The 14,524-nt window shown below is 63.3% G+C and carries 13 protein-coding genes; 8 read left to right on the top strand and 5 right to left on the bottom strand.

From position 1 onward, the window contains the following. Positions 1-42: 42 nt before the first annotated feature. A complete protein-coding gene (locus SA496_RS03680) occupies positions 43-1,536 on the bottom strand; it encodes a helicase HerA-like domain-containing protein (RefSeq protein WP_153922402.1) in 1,494 nt (497 codons plus the stop codon). Between the two features lie 124 nt (positions 1,537-1,660). Here SA496_RS03680 and SA496_RS03675 point away from each other — a divergent pair, with 124 nt between their 5' ends. Further along, positions 1,661-3,538 carry a methyl-accepting chemotaxis protein gene (locus SA496_RS03675; protein WP_120652704.1) on the top strand — a complete coding sequence of 626 codons (1,878 nt, stop codon included), beginning with the start codon at positions 1,661-1,663 and terminating at the stop codon, positions 3,536-3,538. A 58-nt stretch (positions 3,539-3,596) separates the two neighbouring features. Here SA496_RS03675 and SA496_RS03670 read toward each other — a convergent pair whose 3' ends face one another. The 3 genes from SA496_RS03670 to purU are packed head-to-tail and all read right to left on the bottom strand — an operon-like array spanning position 3,597 to position 5,110. Beyond that, positions 3,597-3,773, bottom strand: coding sequence for a hypothetical protein (locus SA496_RS03670; protein WP_330115058.1), 177 nt, complete (start codon positions 3,771-3,773; stop codon positions 3,597-3,599). Positions 3,774-3,784: 11 nt separating this feature from the next. Then, a complete protein-coding gene (locus SA496_RS03665) occupies positions 3,785-4,210 on the bottom strand; it encodes a CBS domain-containing protein (protein WP_120652705.1) in 426 nt (141 codons plus the stop codon). 48 nt (positions 4,211-4,258) lie between these two features. Continuing rightward, positions 4,259-5,110 (bottom strand): formyltetrahydrofolate deformylase, encoded by an 852-nt coding sequence (gene purU, locus SA496_RS03660; RefSeq protein WP_120652706.1) that lies wholly within the window; start codon positions 5,108-5,110, stop codon positions 4,259-4,261. A gap of 325 nt (positions 5,111-5,435) precedes the next feature. On the opposite strand from purU, the gene mvaT reads away from it, so the two are divergent. Further along, positions 5,436-5,816 (top strand): histone-like nucleoid-structuring protein MvaT, encoded by a 381-nt coding sequence (mvaT, locus tag SA496_RS03655; protein ID WP_120652707.1) that lies wholly within the window; start codon positions 5,436-5,438, stop codon positions 5,814-5,816. A gap of 80 nt (positions 5,817-5,896) precedes the next feature. Here mvaT and sbcB read toward each other — a convergent pair whose 3' ends face one another. Further along, on the bottom strand, positions 5,897-7,327 hold the full coding sequence (sbcB, locus tag SA496_RS03650) for an exodeoxyribonuclease I (protein ID WP_120652708.1): 1,431 nt from the start codon (positions 7,325-7,327) through the stop codon (positions 5,897-5,899). Between the two features lie 320 nt (positions 7,328-7,647). Between sbcB and SA496_RS03645 the strand changes: the two genes are divergently transcribed. The 6 genes from SA496_RS03645 to SA496_RS03620 are packed head-to-tail and all read left to right on the top strand — an operon-like array spanning position 7,648 to position 14,517. After that, positions 7,648-8,382 (top strand): RDD family protein, encoded by a 735-nt coding sequence (locus SA496_RS03645; protein WP_330115057.1) that lies wholly within the window; start codon positions 7,648-7,650, stop codon positions 8,380-8,382. After that, on the top strand, positions 8,379-9,359 hold the full coding sequence (locus SA496_RS03640) for a stage II sporulation protein M (protein ID WP_153922400.1): 981 nt from the start codon (positions 8,379-8,381) through the stop codon (positions 9,357-9,359). Before SA496_RS03645 ends, SA496_RS03640 begins: the two co-directional genes overlap by 4 nt. Further along, positions 9,346-10,929 carry a DUF4129 domain-containing protein gene (locus SA496_RS03635; protein ID WP_120652710.1) on the top strand — a complete coding sequence of 528 codons (1,584 nt, stop codon included), beginning with the start codon at positions 9,346-9,348 and terminating at the stop codon, positions 10,927-10,929. Before SA496_RS03640 ends, SA496_RS03635 begins: the two co-directional genes overlap by 14 nt. Then, positions 10,926-12,167 carry a DUF4350 domain-containing protein gene (locus SA496_RS03630; protein ID WP_120652711.1) on the top strand — a complete coding sequence of 414 codons (1,242 nt, stop codon included), beginning with the start codon at positions 10,926-10,928 and terminating at the stop codon, positions 12,165-12,167. The genes SA496_RS03635 and SA496_RS03630 overlap by 4 nt, the downstream gene beginning before the upstream one ends. Continuing rightward, entirely contained in the window at positions 12,164-13,189 is a 1,026-nt protein-coding gene (locus SA496_RS03625; protein ID WP_120652745.1) for an AAA family ATPase, read from the top strand. The genes SA496_RS03630 and SA496_RS03625 overlap by 4 nt, the downstream gene beginning before the upstream one ends. Continuing rightward, positions 13,186-14,517, top strand: a complete 1,332-nt coding sequence (locus SA496_RS03620) for a DUF58 domain-containing protein (protein WP_120652746.1) — start codon at positions 13,186-13,188, stop codon at positions 14,515-14,517. The genes SA496_RS03625 and SA496_RS03620 overlap by 4 nt, the downstream gene beginning before the upstream one ends. The last annotated feature ends 7 nt before the right edge of the window (positions 14,518-14,524 follow it).

The following is a 14,524-nucleotide window of genomic DNA, read 5'->3' as shown; positions in this document are numbered from 1 at the left end:
GAATTCATTCGCGAGTAAATTCGCTCCCACAATGAGTTCCCTTCAACGGCGCTTGCTACTACCCAGCAACGATCCCATCAGGCCGCGCACCAGTTGCCGGCCGAGCTGATTGGCCGCCTGGCGCACCGCCGTCTTCATCGCCTGGCTGGCGAAGGAACCCAGCAGCTCACCGGCGAGGTCTCCCACGCCAGGCTGGCTGGCCGAAGCCTTGCCGCCCGTCTGCTCCGGCTCTTCGACGGGCGCCTGGGCTGCGCGGGCGGTGAGCATTTCATAGGCGGACTCGCGATCGATCGGCTTATCGTAACGACCGGCCTGGGGCGAACTCCGCACCAGTGCGGCGCGTTCGCTGTCATTCAACGGACCGATTCGCGACTGCGGCGGAGCGATGGCTACGCGCTGGACCATGGCCGGCGTGCCCTTTTCTTCCAGGGTGCCCACCAGGGCCTCGCCGATACCCAGTTCAGTGAGCACAGCCAACGCGTCGAACGCCGGGTTGGGGCGGAAACCATCGGCCACTGCGCGTAGCGACTTCTGTTCCTTGGCGGTGAAAGCGCGCAGGCCATGCTGGATGCGCAAGCCGAGCTGCGCCAGCACATCATCCGGCAGATCGCTGGGGGATTGGGTGACGAAGTACACGCCAACGCCCTTGGAACGAATCAGTCTCACCACTTGCTCCAGGCGCTCCTGGAGGGCCTTCGGGGTACCTGTGAAGAGCAGATGCGCTTCATCGAAGAACAGCGCCAGCACCGGTTTGTCGGCATCGCCACGCTCGGGCAGTTGCTCGAAAAGTTCGGCCAGCAGCCAGAGCAGGAAAGTGGCGTACACCTTGGGAGCCTCATGGACGAGACGACTGGCATCCAGCAGATGGATGCGCCCACGGCCGTCTCGATCCGGCTGGAGGATGTCCTCCAGTTGCAGTGCCGGCTCCCCGAACAGTGCCTCGGCGCCCTGCTGTTCCAGGGTGGCCAGGCGCCGCAGGAGTGCCTGGGCAGAGGAACCCGCGAACAGGGCGCGGTCCTCTCCCAGCAGCTCCGGGTGATCCTTGAGGTGGTTGAGCAGGGCTTTCAGATCCTTCAGGTCGAGCAGCAGCAGACCCTCACGATCAGCCACCTGGAAGGCTGCATAGAGCGCGGCCTGCTGGCTGTCGGTCAGTTCCAGCAGGTTACCCAGCAGCAGCGGCCCCATCTCGCTGAGCGTGGTACGCAGCGGATGGCCGGACTGCCCGGCAACGTCCCAGAGCGTTACCGGGTAGGCCTGGGGCCGGTGGCCCAGCCAGGGCATGGAGGCGATGCGCTCGGCCACCTTGCCCTGGGGGTTGCCCATTGCGCCAAGACCGCACAGATCACCTTTGATATCCGCCGCGAACACCGCCACACCGGCATCGCTGAAGACTTCGGCCAGATGCTGGAGGGTCACGGTCTTGCCGGTGCCAGTGGCGCCAGCGATCAGCCCGTGGCGATTGGCCAGTTTCATGGCCTGGGATACGGCATTGCCCTGTGGGCCAGCGCCGAGAATCAGGGAACTTTGATCGGGCATTTCGCCTTCCTCGGTTAAAGCTTTCATTGATTCCCGCCGATATATAAACCGACGTTTCTACTCAGTTTTTCAGCACTCGCGTGCCATAAAGACTGGTGCCTGACCCAACCGGACGCAAGCAAACATGATCAAAAACCTCAGGTTCAGCCACAAGATTCTGCTCGCCGCCTCGCTGGTGGTCATTGCAGCCTTCTCGCTGTTCACCCTGTACAACGATTACTTGCAAAGGAATGCGCTCCGAGACGATTTGGAAAACTACCTGCAGGAAATGGGCGATGTCACCGCCAGCAATATCCAGAACTGGCTATCGGGCCGGATTCTGCTGGTGGAAAGCGTGGCCGAATCCCTGGCTGCCAACTCTTCACCTGAGGCCGTACCTGCGTTGCTGCAACAGCGGGCACTGAGCTCGACATTTGCGTTCACCTATTTCGGTACCCAGGACGGGCAATTCACCATGCGCCCGGACAGCGCAATGCCTGAGGGCTACGACCCGCGCACGCGTCCCTGGTACCAGGGCGCCAAGAGCGCTGGCGGCACCACCCTCACCGAACCCTATGTGGACGCAGCCACCGGCCAGCTGATCATGACCATTGCCACACCGGTCCAGTCCCTCGGCGTAGCCGGTGGCGACCTGAGCCTGCAGACGCTGGTGCAGATCATCAACGCGCTGGACTTCGACGGCATGGGCTACGCCTTCCTGGTTAGTTCCGACGGCAAGATCCTGGTGCATCCGAACAAGGACATGGTGATGAAAAGCCTGCGGGACATCTATCCGCAGAACACGCCTGCCATCAGCACCGGTTTCAGCGAAGTCGAACTGGATGGCAGCACCCGCATCCTCACTTTCGCCCCGGTAAAGGGCCTGCCTTCTGTTAACTGGTACATCGGTGTCTCGGTGGACAAAGACAAGGCCTACAGCATGCTCAGCGAGTTCCGTGCATCGGCCATCATTGCCACCGTGATCGCAGTGGTGATCATCATGATCCTGCTCGGCATGCTGATCCGTGTGCTGATGCAGCCCTTGCACATCATGGGTCGCGCCATGCAGGACATCGCCCAGGGTGAAGGCGACCTGACTCGCCGCCTGGCGATCCATACCCAGGATGAGTTCGGCGAACTGGCCAGTGCTTTCAACCGCTTCGTCGAGCGTATCCACGGCTCCATCCGCGAAGTGTCCTCGGCCACCAATCAGGTGAACCAGGTGGCCAAGCTCGTGCTCAACGCCTCCAACTCATCCATGAGCAACTCCGACGAGCAGGCCAACCGCACCAACAGCGTCGCCGCGGCGATCAATGAACTGGGCGCCGCCGCCCAGGAAATCGCCCGCAACGCCGCCGATGCCTCGCACCAGGCGTCCTCCGCACGCACCCTCGCCGAGGATGGCCGTCAGGTGGTGGAGCGCACCATTTCCGCGATGAACGAACTGTCCGGGAAGATCCGCGCCTCCTGCGGCAACATCGAGACGCTGAACAGCAAGACGGTGAACATCGGCCAAATCCTCGAAGTGATCAAAGGCATTTCCGAACAGACCAACCTGCTGGCACTCAACGCCGCCATCGAGGCCGCCCGCGCCGGGGAAGCCGGCCGTGGTTTCGCCGTGGTGGCCGATGAAGTGCGCAACCTGGCGCATCGCACCCAGGAGTCGGCGCAGGAAATCCAGCAGATGATCGAGGAACTGCAGGTCGGCGCCCGCGAAGCGGTCACCACCATGACCGAGAGCCAGCGCTACAGCGAGCAGAGCGTGGAAATCGCCAACCAGGCCGGCGAGCGCCTGGGCAGCGTGACCCATCGCATCGGCGAGATCGACGGCATGAACCAGTCGGTGGCCACCGCCACCGAGGAACAGACCGCCGTGGTCGACTCGCTGAACATGGACATCACCGAGATCAACACCCTCAACCAGGAAGGCGTGGAAAACCTCCAGGCCACCCTGCGCGCCTGTGCCGACCTCGACCAGCAGGCTGCGCGTCTGCAACAACTGGTGGGCAGCTTCCGGATCTGACCCCAACTCTCTCCTCTTCGGAGAGAGGGCGATTAACGCCCCAAACGAAGAAGGCGCCCTATGGCGCCTTCTTCGCTTCTTCTTCCACTTCCTGCGTCTTTCGCCATAACTCGGCGGCCCCTGGGAACTCGGTGCCGTTTTCCTCGCTCAGCTCATCGGGGTCATAACGCCGCACGCAGCCTTCGCCAAGCGTAGGCGGTGGACTGGAGGTGGCTCGGTCACGTGGGTCAGCCATGGCAGCGATCCTCAGACTTCCGGTGGTTGTTCAGGGTCATGCTGAGCAAAGCCCTTCACCGCGCGCAGCACATCGCGGCGACTGATCTGGCCGACCAGAACCCCCTCCTCGACTACTGGAAAACGCCGTCGCTTGTCGCGCAGGAAGCGCTGGCAGACATCAATGATGTCGGCTTCGGGCGAAACGCTCTCCACCTGGGTGGACATATATCCGCCGACATTGCCAATCGCCGCTTCGTAATACGCGCCGGAAAGTATGCCACGCAGGCAATCGCCCTCCGAGAGCATGCCAATCAGGTGGCCCTGCGAGTCCACCACGGGCGCACCAGATACCCGATGCTCCAGTAGCCGCTCGATGGCGAGGAGAAGATCGGTGTCGGGCCTGAAGGTCACCAGGTGGCGGGTCATGTAGTCGCGCACCTTTATGGATTTGAGCATGGGCGGGCTCCTGTTCCGGTTGACCGGAGCGGATGCCCGCCAAGGTCGTCAGTTGAACACGACGGTCTTGTTGTCGTGCACCAGTACCCGGTCTTCAAGGTGATAGCGTAGTCCACGGGACAGCACCATCTTCTCCACGTCCTTGCCGAAGCGAACCATGTCTTCAACGCTGTCGCGATGGGTCACTCGCACCACGTCCTGTTCGATGATCGGGCCGGCATCCAGCTCTTCAGTGACGTAGTGGCACGTGGCGCCGATCAGCTTCACACCACGCAGTGAAGCCTGGTGGTAAGGCTTGGCCCCCACGAAGGACGGCAGGAAGCTGTGGTGAATGTTGATCACCTGATGGGCATAACGCTGGCAGAGTTCCGGCGGGAGAATCTGCATGTAGCGGGCAAGCACGACGGTATCGGCATTGTGCTCCTCCACCAGGCGCGAAACCTCATCGAAGGCCGGCTGCTTGTTCTTCGCATCCACCGGTACGTGGAAATAAGGAATGCCGTGCCACTCCACCATGCTGCGCAGGTCATCGTGGTTGGCGATCACGCAGGGTATCTCGCAATCCAGCTCACCGCTGTGCCAGCGGTGCAGCAAGTCGGCCAGGCAGTGGGACTCGCGACTGGCCATCAGCACGACGCGCTTCTTCACTTCGGAGTCGGTCACCCGCCAGTCCATGGCGAACTCACGGGCTATGGGCGCGAACGCCTGGCGGAAACCATCCAGATCGAAAGGCAGGGAATCGGCACGGATTTCATGGCGCATGAAGAACCAGCCGCTCTGATTATCCGAATGATGGCTGGCCTCGGTAATCCAGCCGTTGTAGGTAGCCAGGAAGTTACTGACCTTGGCTACGATGCCGACGCCGTCCGGACAGGCAATCACCAGACGAAATGTGCGCATTTGGGAACACTCCAGAGACTTCACAAAGGCGGCCATTCTAGCCACTACGCGCAAAAACTTCAGTAACCACGTGGGTTACAGCGGATTGCCGGCCATCGTAAAAAAAGCGCGACGCACAACTAAGGGGCGTAAGCGGACATCGATATAGCGAGTGTACGAAGCGCAATTACGCACTTGAGCGACCGGCGGACTAGTATGAAAGAAGAAGTCGCCGACAATGCGTACAAAAGTTTTCCTGCTTATTTACTTGCAGATAATCGCTGTCTATTATTGATGACACTTCGCAATCGCAAGTCAACGTACGATTCCAACAAGGGACGCCGACATGTCGCTGATCAACGAATACCGGGCAACGGAAGAAGCCATCAAGGAGCTCCAGGAGCGCCTGAAGAACCTGTCCCAGGACGACAAGCTGAAAAAAGAACTTGAGTTCGAAGGCAAACTGCGCACTCTGATGGGCGAATATCAGAAGTCCCTGCGCGACATCATTGCCCTGCTCGATCCCGATGCCCGCTCCACCAAGGCCCCGCGCGCCGCGAAAGCTTCTGCCACCGGCAGCAAGCGCGCCCGCAAGGTCAAGCAGTACAAAAACCCGAACACCGGTGAAGTCATCGAAACCAAAGGCGGCAACCACAAGACTCTGAAAGAGTGGAAAGCCAAGTGGGGCGCTGACACCGTTGAAAGCTGGGCCACCATCCTGGGCTAAGCCTTCAGCAATAAAGAACGCCAGCATCTGCTGGCGTTTTTTATTGGCGCGGGTAAACCCCGGAAGTACCCGGGGCGTTTTCACAACTGATAGCGATGCCGCAGTTCCGTGGCATATCGACGCCACTCCAGCAACACCACCTGTTGTGCCGGATCAGCTTTGAGCTGGAACTCATCCAGCGCCTTGAAAAAACTCTCCATGGTATTAGGCGCCCCGAATTCCGGGCTATTCAGCCGATTCCTGCAAAACGCCTCCCATCGTGAGCGGTCGGATTCCGACAAAGTTTCAGGGAAGTTTCTTGCACGGTAACGGAACAGCAACTCAGGCAGGCGCGGGTCATCGAACGGCCAATTCTCGCGAGACAAACGTTGCGGATCGGCGAGCCGCACTTGTTCACACAGGCGACGATCACGGTCACCGAGGAATCCGTCATACAACTGCTGCTCCGGATCATCCGGCGAAGAGAATTCCTCTTCCGCATAAATAACCGGCAACTTCTCTTGCCAGATGACAGCCTGCTCGGTGAGCAACGCGGCACGACGTTGGCAGAGTTCCAGATCAACGCCCAGGCGCTGCCGATCAGCTTCGCGCAGCACCGCTAGGGGAGCGACTACCGGACAACGATTGATATGCAGCAATTTCAGTGGCACCGGCAGTTCGCCTTCAGCCAGGTCATCGCGTCGGGTATAGAGGCGCTGGCGCAGCACTTCCGCATCCAGTTCGAGCAGCGGGCCCGGCTCCGACTGCAGGTCCAACACGATCAGCGCGTTGCGGTTGCGCGGATGCCAGGCAAGGGGTAGCACCACTGCCAGGTAATGTCGCTCACCGGAGAAGCGCCCGGAGATGTGCACCAGAGGTTGCAGCAGCCGCACCTGCTCCTGGACCTTGTGCTTGCTGCGCAGCTGGTAGAGATAGTCGAACAGCTTCGGCTGGCGCTCGCGCAGGAGGCGTGCCAGGGCAATGGTCGCGCGGACGTCGGAAAGTGCATCGTGGGCCTGACCATGGTCGATGCCGTTGGCCGCAGTGAGCAGCTCCAGCCGCAGGCTGACGCGACCGTCCTGTTGCGGCCACTCGATGCCCTCTGGACGCAGTGCATAGGCAGTACGTACCAGGTCGATCAGATCCCAGCGGCTGTTACCGCCCTGCCACTCGCGAGCGTAAGGATCATAGAAGTTGCGATAGAGGCTGTAGCGGGTGACTTCATCATCGAAGCGCAGGGTGTTGTAGCCGGCGCCGCAGGTTCCTGGCAGGGCCAATTCGGCATGTACCCGATGCATGAACTCGGCTTCGCCCAACCCTTTCGCCGCCAGGGTAGCGGGCAGGATGCCGGTGACCAGGCAAGCGGCCGGATGGGGCAGGATGTCATCGCTGGGCTTGCAGTAGAGGTTGATCGGCTCGCCGATCTCGTTGAGCGCCTCGTCAGTCCGAATTCCGGCTACCTGCAGTGGCCGGTCGCACCGCGGGTTGATGCCGGTGGTTTCGTAGTCGTGCCAGAAAATGCTGGAAGTCACGGCGTCCCCCTTGTTCGTGAGCTGGGCAGTCTATCACCGGGACGTGTATGGCAAAGGCGCTGAACGGGCGGTGAAACTTCGCCATCCAACGACTTGCTGGGCGGTTTCCGGCGTGCCTAGAATCGCCGCCACTGGACGATCGCCCCCCGCCAAGGACTGCCCCATGCCCGTGCCTCTCGCACTTCGCGCACGCACCTGCGTGCCATGCGCTCCGTCGAAAACTCCAAATCTTTCACAGCATGCGGGCTGAGTCTTCTCGGCCAGGTTGCCTGGATACCGGCCGCTCGCTAGCATCTGGCTTTCCCCTTGGCGCCCAGCCGATGCCCGCAAACCGAGCCAGTCCCCAACCTGCCGACTCCCAGGCCCAACCGCTGGACACCCGCTACCAGGTGGAAACACCGGAAGGCATCGACCTGATTCTGCGTCCGGCCGGCCTGTTGCCACGCGCTCTTGCCTATGCCATCGACCTGGCCATTCGTGGCGCCATCATGCTGGTGCTGTTCATTGCCCTGGCCCTGCTCGGACAACTCGGTTTCGGCCTCGGCCTGATCCTCATGTTCCTGCTCAACTGGTGGTACATGGTGCTGTTCGAAGTACTCAACCAGGGCCGCTCGCCCGGCAAGCAGATAATGGGGCTGCGTGTCGTGCATGACGACGGTACTCCCATTGGCTGGTCCGCCTCCCTGGTGCGAAACCTGTTGCGCTTCGTCGATCTGCTGCCCTTCGCCTATACCCTGGGCGCCCTCAGCTGCCTCCTGCATCCAACGTTCAAGCGCCTGGGTGATATCGCCGCCGGCAGCCTGGTGGTCTATCGCGACGAGAAGACCCAGCGTCCCGAACTACCAGATGCCGAGCCTGAGCGCGCACCATTCGACCTGACCCTCGCCGACCAGCGCGCCCTGCTGGGATTCGCCGAACGCCAGGCCGACTTATCACCGGCCCGCCGCGCTGAACTCGCCGGCATCCTCGCCGCGCCGCTGAACGTGTTGCCGCAGCAGGCCCAAGCCCGCATCAACGGCATCGCCCCTGGTCTGCTGGGATCGAGCACGCCATGAAACAGAATCTCTTCGAACGCCAGCATCAGGCTGGCTGGAAAGCCTTCGCCGATCTGCTCGATCGCCTCGAACGTGGCAAGGCCGATGCTCGCGCCTGCGAAAGCTTCTCCGCCGACTACAGGCAGGTCTGCCAACAGCTGGCACTGGCCCAGGAGCGCGGTTATAGCAGCCACCTGGTGGAGCACCTGCACCAACTGGCCATGCGCGGCCACCAGCAGTTCTACCGCCATCGCAGCCACCTCGGCGCGCGCCTGCTGGGCTTCCTGCTGGGCGGATTCCCGCGCCTGGTGCGCAGCCAGTGGCGCAGCATCGCTGCCGCCTGCCTGCTGTTCTATGGCAGCCTGCTGTTGATGGGCCTGCTGGTGCACAACTGGCCGGATCTGGTCTACAGCGTGCTGGATCCGGAGCAGGTGTCGTCGATGGAGTCCATGTACGACCCTGACGCCCGACGCATCGGCCCCATGAGCGAACGAGACTCCGGGGACGACTGGATGATGTTCGGCCACTACATCATGAACAACATCGGCATCGCCTTTCAGACTTACGCAGGCGGCCTGCTCTTCGGCGTCGGTAGCCTGTTCTTCCTTTTGTTCAACGGCCTCCACATAGGTGCGGTGGCCGGGCACCTGACTCAGATCGGCTTCGGCGAAACCTTCTGGTCCTTCGTCATCGGTCACGGTGCGTTCGAACTCACCGCCATCGCCTTCGCCGGTGCCGCCGGCCTGCAACTGGGCTGGGCCCTGCTCGCGCCAGGCCGTCTGCCCCGCGGCGAAGCGCTGCGCCTGGCCGGTGCACGCAGCGTACAGCTGGTAGCCGGAGTGATACTGCTGCTGGTGATCGCTGCTTTCATCGAAGCCTATTGGTCCTCCATGACCCTGGTCACGCCCCAGGTGAAATACTGGGTTGGCGCCTGCCTCTGGCTGCTGGTCGCGCTCTATTTCGGGCTGGTGGGCAGGAGGACTCATGCGCCTGACTGACGCCAGCGTCACTATCCGTCCGCGTAGCGCCTGGGAGGCCATGGACCTCGGCGTACTGCTGGCGCGTCGCCATGCCGGCCTGCTGATGGCCAGTTGGGCACTGGTGACCCTGCCGGTGTTCGGCCTCCTCACGCTGGTTTGCTGGAAGTATCCGGGCCTGGCGGTCTTCCTTTTCTGGCTGCTGAAGCCCGCCTATGAACGGCTGCCGCTGTACATTCTCTCCCGCGCCCTGTTTGGCGACACACCGACCCTCAGGCAGGCCCTGCGCGCATACCCGCGACTGCTCAAGCCGCAGTTGCTCGCCAGCCTGACCTGGCGGCGCCTCAGCACCACCCGAAGTTTCGATCTGCCGGTGCTGCAACTGGAAGGACTTTCCGGGCAGGCACGCAGCCAGCGCCTGGTGGTCCTGGGGCAACGCAACGCGGGCGGTGCCACTTGGCTGACGGTGATCGGCGTGCATCTGGAATCCGCCCTCTGGTTCGGCTTCATCACACTGCTCTACCTGATGCTGCCCCAGCAGGTGGTGATCGACTGGGACTGGCAGAAGCTTCTGGAAATGGCCTCGGGCGAGTGGCTCTGGCTGGAGCACCTGTCCAACAGCCTCTATGCCTTGGTACTGGTGATCTGGGGACCGGTCTACGTCGCCTGCGGTTTCACCCTGTACCTGAACCGTCGAACGTCCCTGGAAGGCTGGGACATCGAATTGCAGTTCCGCCGCATGCGCCAGCGCCTGACCGGTACCGCTTACGCGCTTCTGCTGGGCCTGGGATTGCTGCTAAGCCAGCTGCCGCAACCGGCCATGGCAGATGACGCGCCGGCCCTGTGCCTTGCACCCCAGGCCTTCCTCGATGGCCCCGATGCCGAACGCCTCACCCACCAGTCGCTGACCGGCAAGGCCGCGAAGGAAGACATTGGCGCCCTGCTGGACAATCCGCCCTTCCAGAACCGGGAAACCGTCACTCGCTGGCGTCTGGGCGAGGAGGCCGCCGACAAGGAACTGAAGCCCGAAGACGTCGAAGGCTGGGCCGAGTTCATCCGCAGCCTGTTCAAGCTGGCCGAGTACGCCAAGAGCCTGGACACACTTGCCCTGGTCATCAAGGTACTGCTCTGGGGTGCGCTGATCAGCCTTCTGGCCCTGCTGCTCTGGCGCTACCGCGACTGGCTCAGCACCTTCGCCGGACGACTGGGACTGCCCCAGCACCGCACACGCGTAGCGCCTTCAGTGCTGTTCGGTCTGGAGCTGGCGCCGGAAAGCCTTCCGGACGATGTCGCTGCGGAGGCCGAGCGCCTCTGGTCCAGCCAACCCCGCGAAGCCCTCGGTTTGCTCTATCGCGCCCTGCTGAGCCGCTTGCTGCACGACTTCCGCCTGCCGCTCAAGCAATCCCATACCGAAGGTGAAGTGCTGCAACTGGTGCGTCGCCTGGACAACACCGAGCTGGAAGGTTTCAGCCAGGTCCTCACCGGGCACTGGCAGAACCTCGCCTACGGCCACCGCCTGCCCGCAAGCGAATTGCGCCAAGGCCTCTGCGATGGCTGGCGTCGCCTGTTCAACGCCGGAGCCGCAACATGAAACCGCGCCTGCGCTTCCTGATCTGCGCCGGCCTGTTCCTTTTACTGGGCCTGCTGGCGATCCATCTCGGTGGGCGTCTGCAGCCCTATCAGGACATCGTCGAACACGGCCCCGCGCCGGAAGTGCTGGGCAATCCGTACCTCGCCGCCGAGCACTTCCTGCGCAAGCAGGGCCTGCAAGTAGTGCGGGCGAACGGCCTGGAAGTACTCGACAATCTGCCCAGTGCCGGCCACAGCCTGTTGCTGCTCGGCAGCCGCTCACGCATGACGCCACGCCAGGCCGACCGCCTGCTGGAGTGGGCGAGCAAGGGCGGACACCTACTGTTCATCGCCGAGCGCATCTATGACGAAAGCGACGGCAAGAGCGGCGACCTGCTGGCGGATCGGCTGGGCATCCAGCAATTCGAAGCCAAGGAGCTCGACGAAGACAAAAGCACTGAGCCCGAGGCGCCTGAGGACAACCGCACCGAGGAACAGGCTGCGGCCTCTGTCTCTCCCCAGGACGACCAGGAGCTCGCAGAGGGAGATCCGTTCCCCGAGCTGACCAAGCTCTATCTGGAAAATGAACAGGCACCGGCCTACGCCGGCTTCGACCCTGAATTCCACCTCTACGACAGCCAGAACCGCGCCCATGCCTGGGCCAACAGCGCCAAGGCCACGCACATGCTGCAGCTGGACCACGGCGACGGTCTGGTCACCGTGCTTACCGACGGCTGGATCTGGCAGAACCGCGATATCGACGAGTACGACAACGCCTGGCTGCTCTGGTATCTGACCCAGGACAGCACCGTCACCCTGCTCTACCGCGCCGAACGCGACAGCCTGGTCACCCTGCTCGGACAGAACTTCCCCGAAGCCCTGGTGGCCCTCGCCCTGTTCGTCGTCCTGCTGCTTTGGCACGTTGGCCAACGCCAGGGGCCGCTGCAGGCGCCAGCCAGCCGCGCGCGCCGGCAACTGCAAGAACACCTGCGCGGAAGCGCCGACTTCCTGCTCCGTCGCAGTGGCCAGTCCAGCCTGCTGCAAGGCCTGCAACGTGATATCCAGCGCCGCGCCCGTCATCGTCACCCCGGATTCGAACGGCTCCCCGTGGCCGAGCAGTGGCAGGTGCTGGGCCGCCTGACCCGTCTGCCGCCCAGCGCCATTAGCCAGGCCATGCGGCCGCTGCCCAAGCAACGGCTTACCGCCGCCGACTTCACCCGCCAGGTCGCCCACCTGCAAACCCTCAGGAATGCCCTATGAGCGAAGAGATTTCCGATCCGTCGCAAACCGAAGCCAGCAGCGCTTCCGCGCCCTCGGCCGCCATCCAGCGTCAGCGCGCCAGCCAATTGGCCCAGGCGTTGCGCGTGGAATTGCAGAAGGCCGTGATCGGCCAGGTCGCCGTAATCGACGATGTGCTCACTGCCTTGCTGGCTGGCGGCCACGTATTGGTGGAAGGTGTGCCGGGCCTCGGCAAGACGCTGCTGGTCCGCGCCCTGGCCCGCTGCTTCGGCGGCGAGTTCTCGCGTATCCAGTTCACCCCCGACCTGATGCCCAGCGACGTGACTGGCCACGCCGTGTATGACATGCAGAGCGAGCAGTTCAAGCTGCGCAAGGGACCGGTGTTCACCAACCTGCTACTGGCGGACGAGATCAACCGTGCCCCGGCCAAGACCCAGGCCGCGCTGCTGGAAGTGATGCAGGAACGCCAGGTGACCCTGGAAGGCCGCGCCCTGCCGGTACCCCAACCCTTCCTCGTGCTGGCGACGCAGAACCCTATCGAGCAGGAAGGTACCTATCCCCTGCCAGAAGCCGAGCTGGACCGCTTCATGCTCAAGCTGCGCATGGATTACCCGGCCGCTGATGAAGAACTGAACCTGGTACGCCAGGTCACCCGCTCGGCTCGCGCCGATATGCTCGAAGTGGCGCCGTTGCGCACCCTGTTGCAAGCCCGTGACGTCCTGGCTCTGCAGAGGATCGCCAGCGATCTGCCGGTGGACGACCAGGTGCTGGACTACGCCGTGCGCCTGGCCCGCGCCACACGTAGCTGGCCTGGCCTGGCCATGGGGGCCGGACCGCGCGCTTCCATCGCCCTGGTCCGCGGTGGCCGTGCCCGCGCACTGCTGCGCGGCGGCGATTTCGTGCTGCCGGACGACATCAAGGGCTGTGCCCTGGCGGTACTGCGCCATCGCGTACGCCTTTCGCCGGAACTGGATATCGAGGGCCTGTCGGTGGATCAGGTACTCCAGCAACTCCTAGATCAGGTACCGGCGCCGCGCCTATGAAGCCTTCCCGCGCACTGCTGGTGCTGGTGGCCGGGCTCTTCGGCCTGGCCCTGCTGCTCGGCACGCTGCCAGCGTTGGGCATCAAGCTGCCCGAGCAGTTGAACCTGCTCTGGTGGGGTCTACTCTGCGCCCTCATCCTGCTTGGCCTGTTGGATTGCGCCTGGCTGCGCCGCCTGCCATCACCGCGCCTGGAGCGTAACCTTCCGGGGAATCTGGCACTGGGACGCTGGAGCGATGTCCGACTGACCCTCCATCACGGCTATGGCCGCTCCGTGGAAATCGATCTGTTCGACCAGGTCCCGGCCGCCATGGAGTTCGAGCCCCTGCCCCAGCGCGTAGCTCTGCACCCGGGTGAGCACACCGACTTCGGCTATCGGGTGCGCCCAGTCAAGCGCGGCCATTTCCACTTCCCAGCCTGCGAAGTGCAACTGCCCAGTCCGCTGGGCCTGTGGCGGCACAAGCGCGTGCTCGACCTGCCCGGTGAAGCACGCGTCTACCCGGACTTCGCGCGCCTCTATGGCGCGCAACTGAAGGCCGTGGACGACTGGCTCAGCCAACTCGGCGTGCGCCAGCGACCGCGCCGCGGCCTGGGCCTTGAATTCCACCAGCTTCGGGAGTTCCGCGACGGCGACACCTTGCGCCAGATCGACTGGAAGGCCACCGCGCGCAAACGCACGCCGATCGCCCGCGAGTACCAGGACGAGCGTGACCAGCAGATCGTCTTTTTGCTCGACTGCGGTCGCCGCATGCGTAGCCAGGACGGCGATCTCTCGCACTTCGACCACGCCCTCAACGCAAGCCTGCTGCTCAGCTATGTGGCGCTGCGCCAGGGCGATGCGGTTGGCCTGTCCACCTTCGCTGCCGAACGTGATCGCTTCGTGGCGCCGGTGAAGGGGCCGGCGCAGTTGAATGTGCTGCTCAATGGCGTCTACGACCTGGACAGCACCCTGCGCCCAGCCGACTACAGCGCCGCTGCGGACGTGCTGCTGGCACGCCAGCGGCGCCGCGCACTGGTGGTACTGGTGAGCAACTTGCGCGATGAGGACGACACTGAACTGTTCAACGCAGTGAAACGCCTCGGTCGCCAACACCGACTGCTGGTAGTCAGCTTGCGTGAGGAAGTCCTCGACAGCCTGCGCCATACCCCGGTCCAGGGCTTCGATGACGCCCTCGCCTATTGCGGCACAGTGGACTACCTGAATGCCCGCAACAGCCTGCATGAACGCCTCGCAGCCCACGGCGTGCCGGTACTGGACGCGCGCCCCAGCGAGCTGGGACCCCAGCTGGTGAGCCGCTACCTGGCGTGGAAGAAGGCAGGAGCGCTGTAGGGGCGAA

Origin of the sequence: Pseudomonas sp. JS3066 (assembly GCF_036328175.1) — a bacterium.
Taxonomy (GTDB): Bacteria; Pseudomonadota; Gammaproteobacteria; order Pseudomonadales; family Pseudomonadaceae; genus Metapseudomonas.
Note: the sequence above shows the minus strand (reverse complement) of the source record. Positions and strands in the feature narration are given on the sequence as shown.

Bases quoted from the DNA above. Each gene is read 5' to 3' on its own strand.
- SA496_RS03645 (WP_330115057.1), top strand. From the start codon at position 7,648: ATGCCCGCAAACCGAGCCAGTCCCCAACCTGCCGACTCCCAGGCCCAA.
- SA496_RS03675 (WP_120652704.1), top strand. From the start codon at position 1,661: ATGATCAAAAACCTCAGGTTCAGCCACAAGATTCTGCTCGCCGCCTCG.
- SA496_RS03635 (WP_120652710.1), top strand. From the start codon at position 9,346: ATGCGCCTGACTGACGCCAGCGTCACTATCCGTCCGCGTAGCGCCTGG.
- purU (WP_120652706.1), bottom strand. From the start codon at position 5,110: ATGCGCACATTTCGTCTGGTGATTGCCTGTCCGGACGGCGTCGGCATC.
- SA496_RS03640 (WP_153922400.1), top strand. From the start codon at position 8,379: ATGAAACAGAATCTCTTCGAACGCCAGCATCAGGCTGGCTGGAAAGCC.
- SA496_RS03630 (WP_120652711.1), top strand. From the start codon at position 10,926: ATGAAACCGCGCCTGCGCTTCCTGATCTGCGCCGGCCTGTTCCTTTTA.
- mvaT (WP_120652707.1), top strand. From the start codon at position 5,436: ATGTCGCTGATCAACGAATACCGGGCAACGGAAGAAGCCATCAAGGAG.
- SA496_RS03680 (WP_153922402.1), bottom strand. From the start codon at position 1,536: ATGCCCGATCAAAGTTCCCTGATTCTCGGCGCTGGCCCACAGGGCAAT.
- SA496_RS03625 (WP_120652745.1), top strand. From the start codon at position 12,164: ATGAGCGAAGAGATTTCCGATCCGTCGCAAACCGAAGCCAGCAGCGCT.
- SA496_RS03620 (WP_120652746.1), top strand. From the start codon at position 13,186: ATGAAGCCTTCCCGCGCACTGCTGGTGCTGGTGGCCGGGCTCTTCGGC.
- SA496_RS03665 (WP_120652705.1), bottom strand. From the start codon at position 4,210: ATGCTCAAATCCATAAAGGTGCGCGACTACATGACCCGCCACCTGGTG.
- SA496_RS03670 (WP_330115058.1), bottom strand. From the start codon at position 3,773: ATGGCTGACCCACGTGACCGAGCCACCTCCAGTCCACCGCCTACGCTT.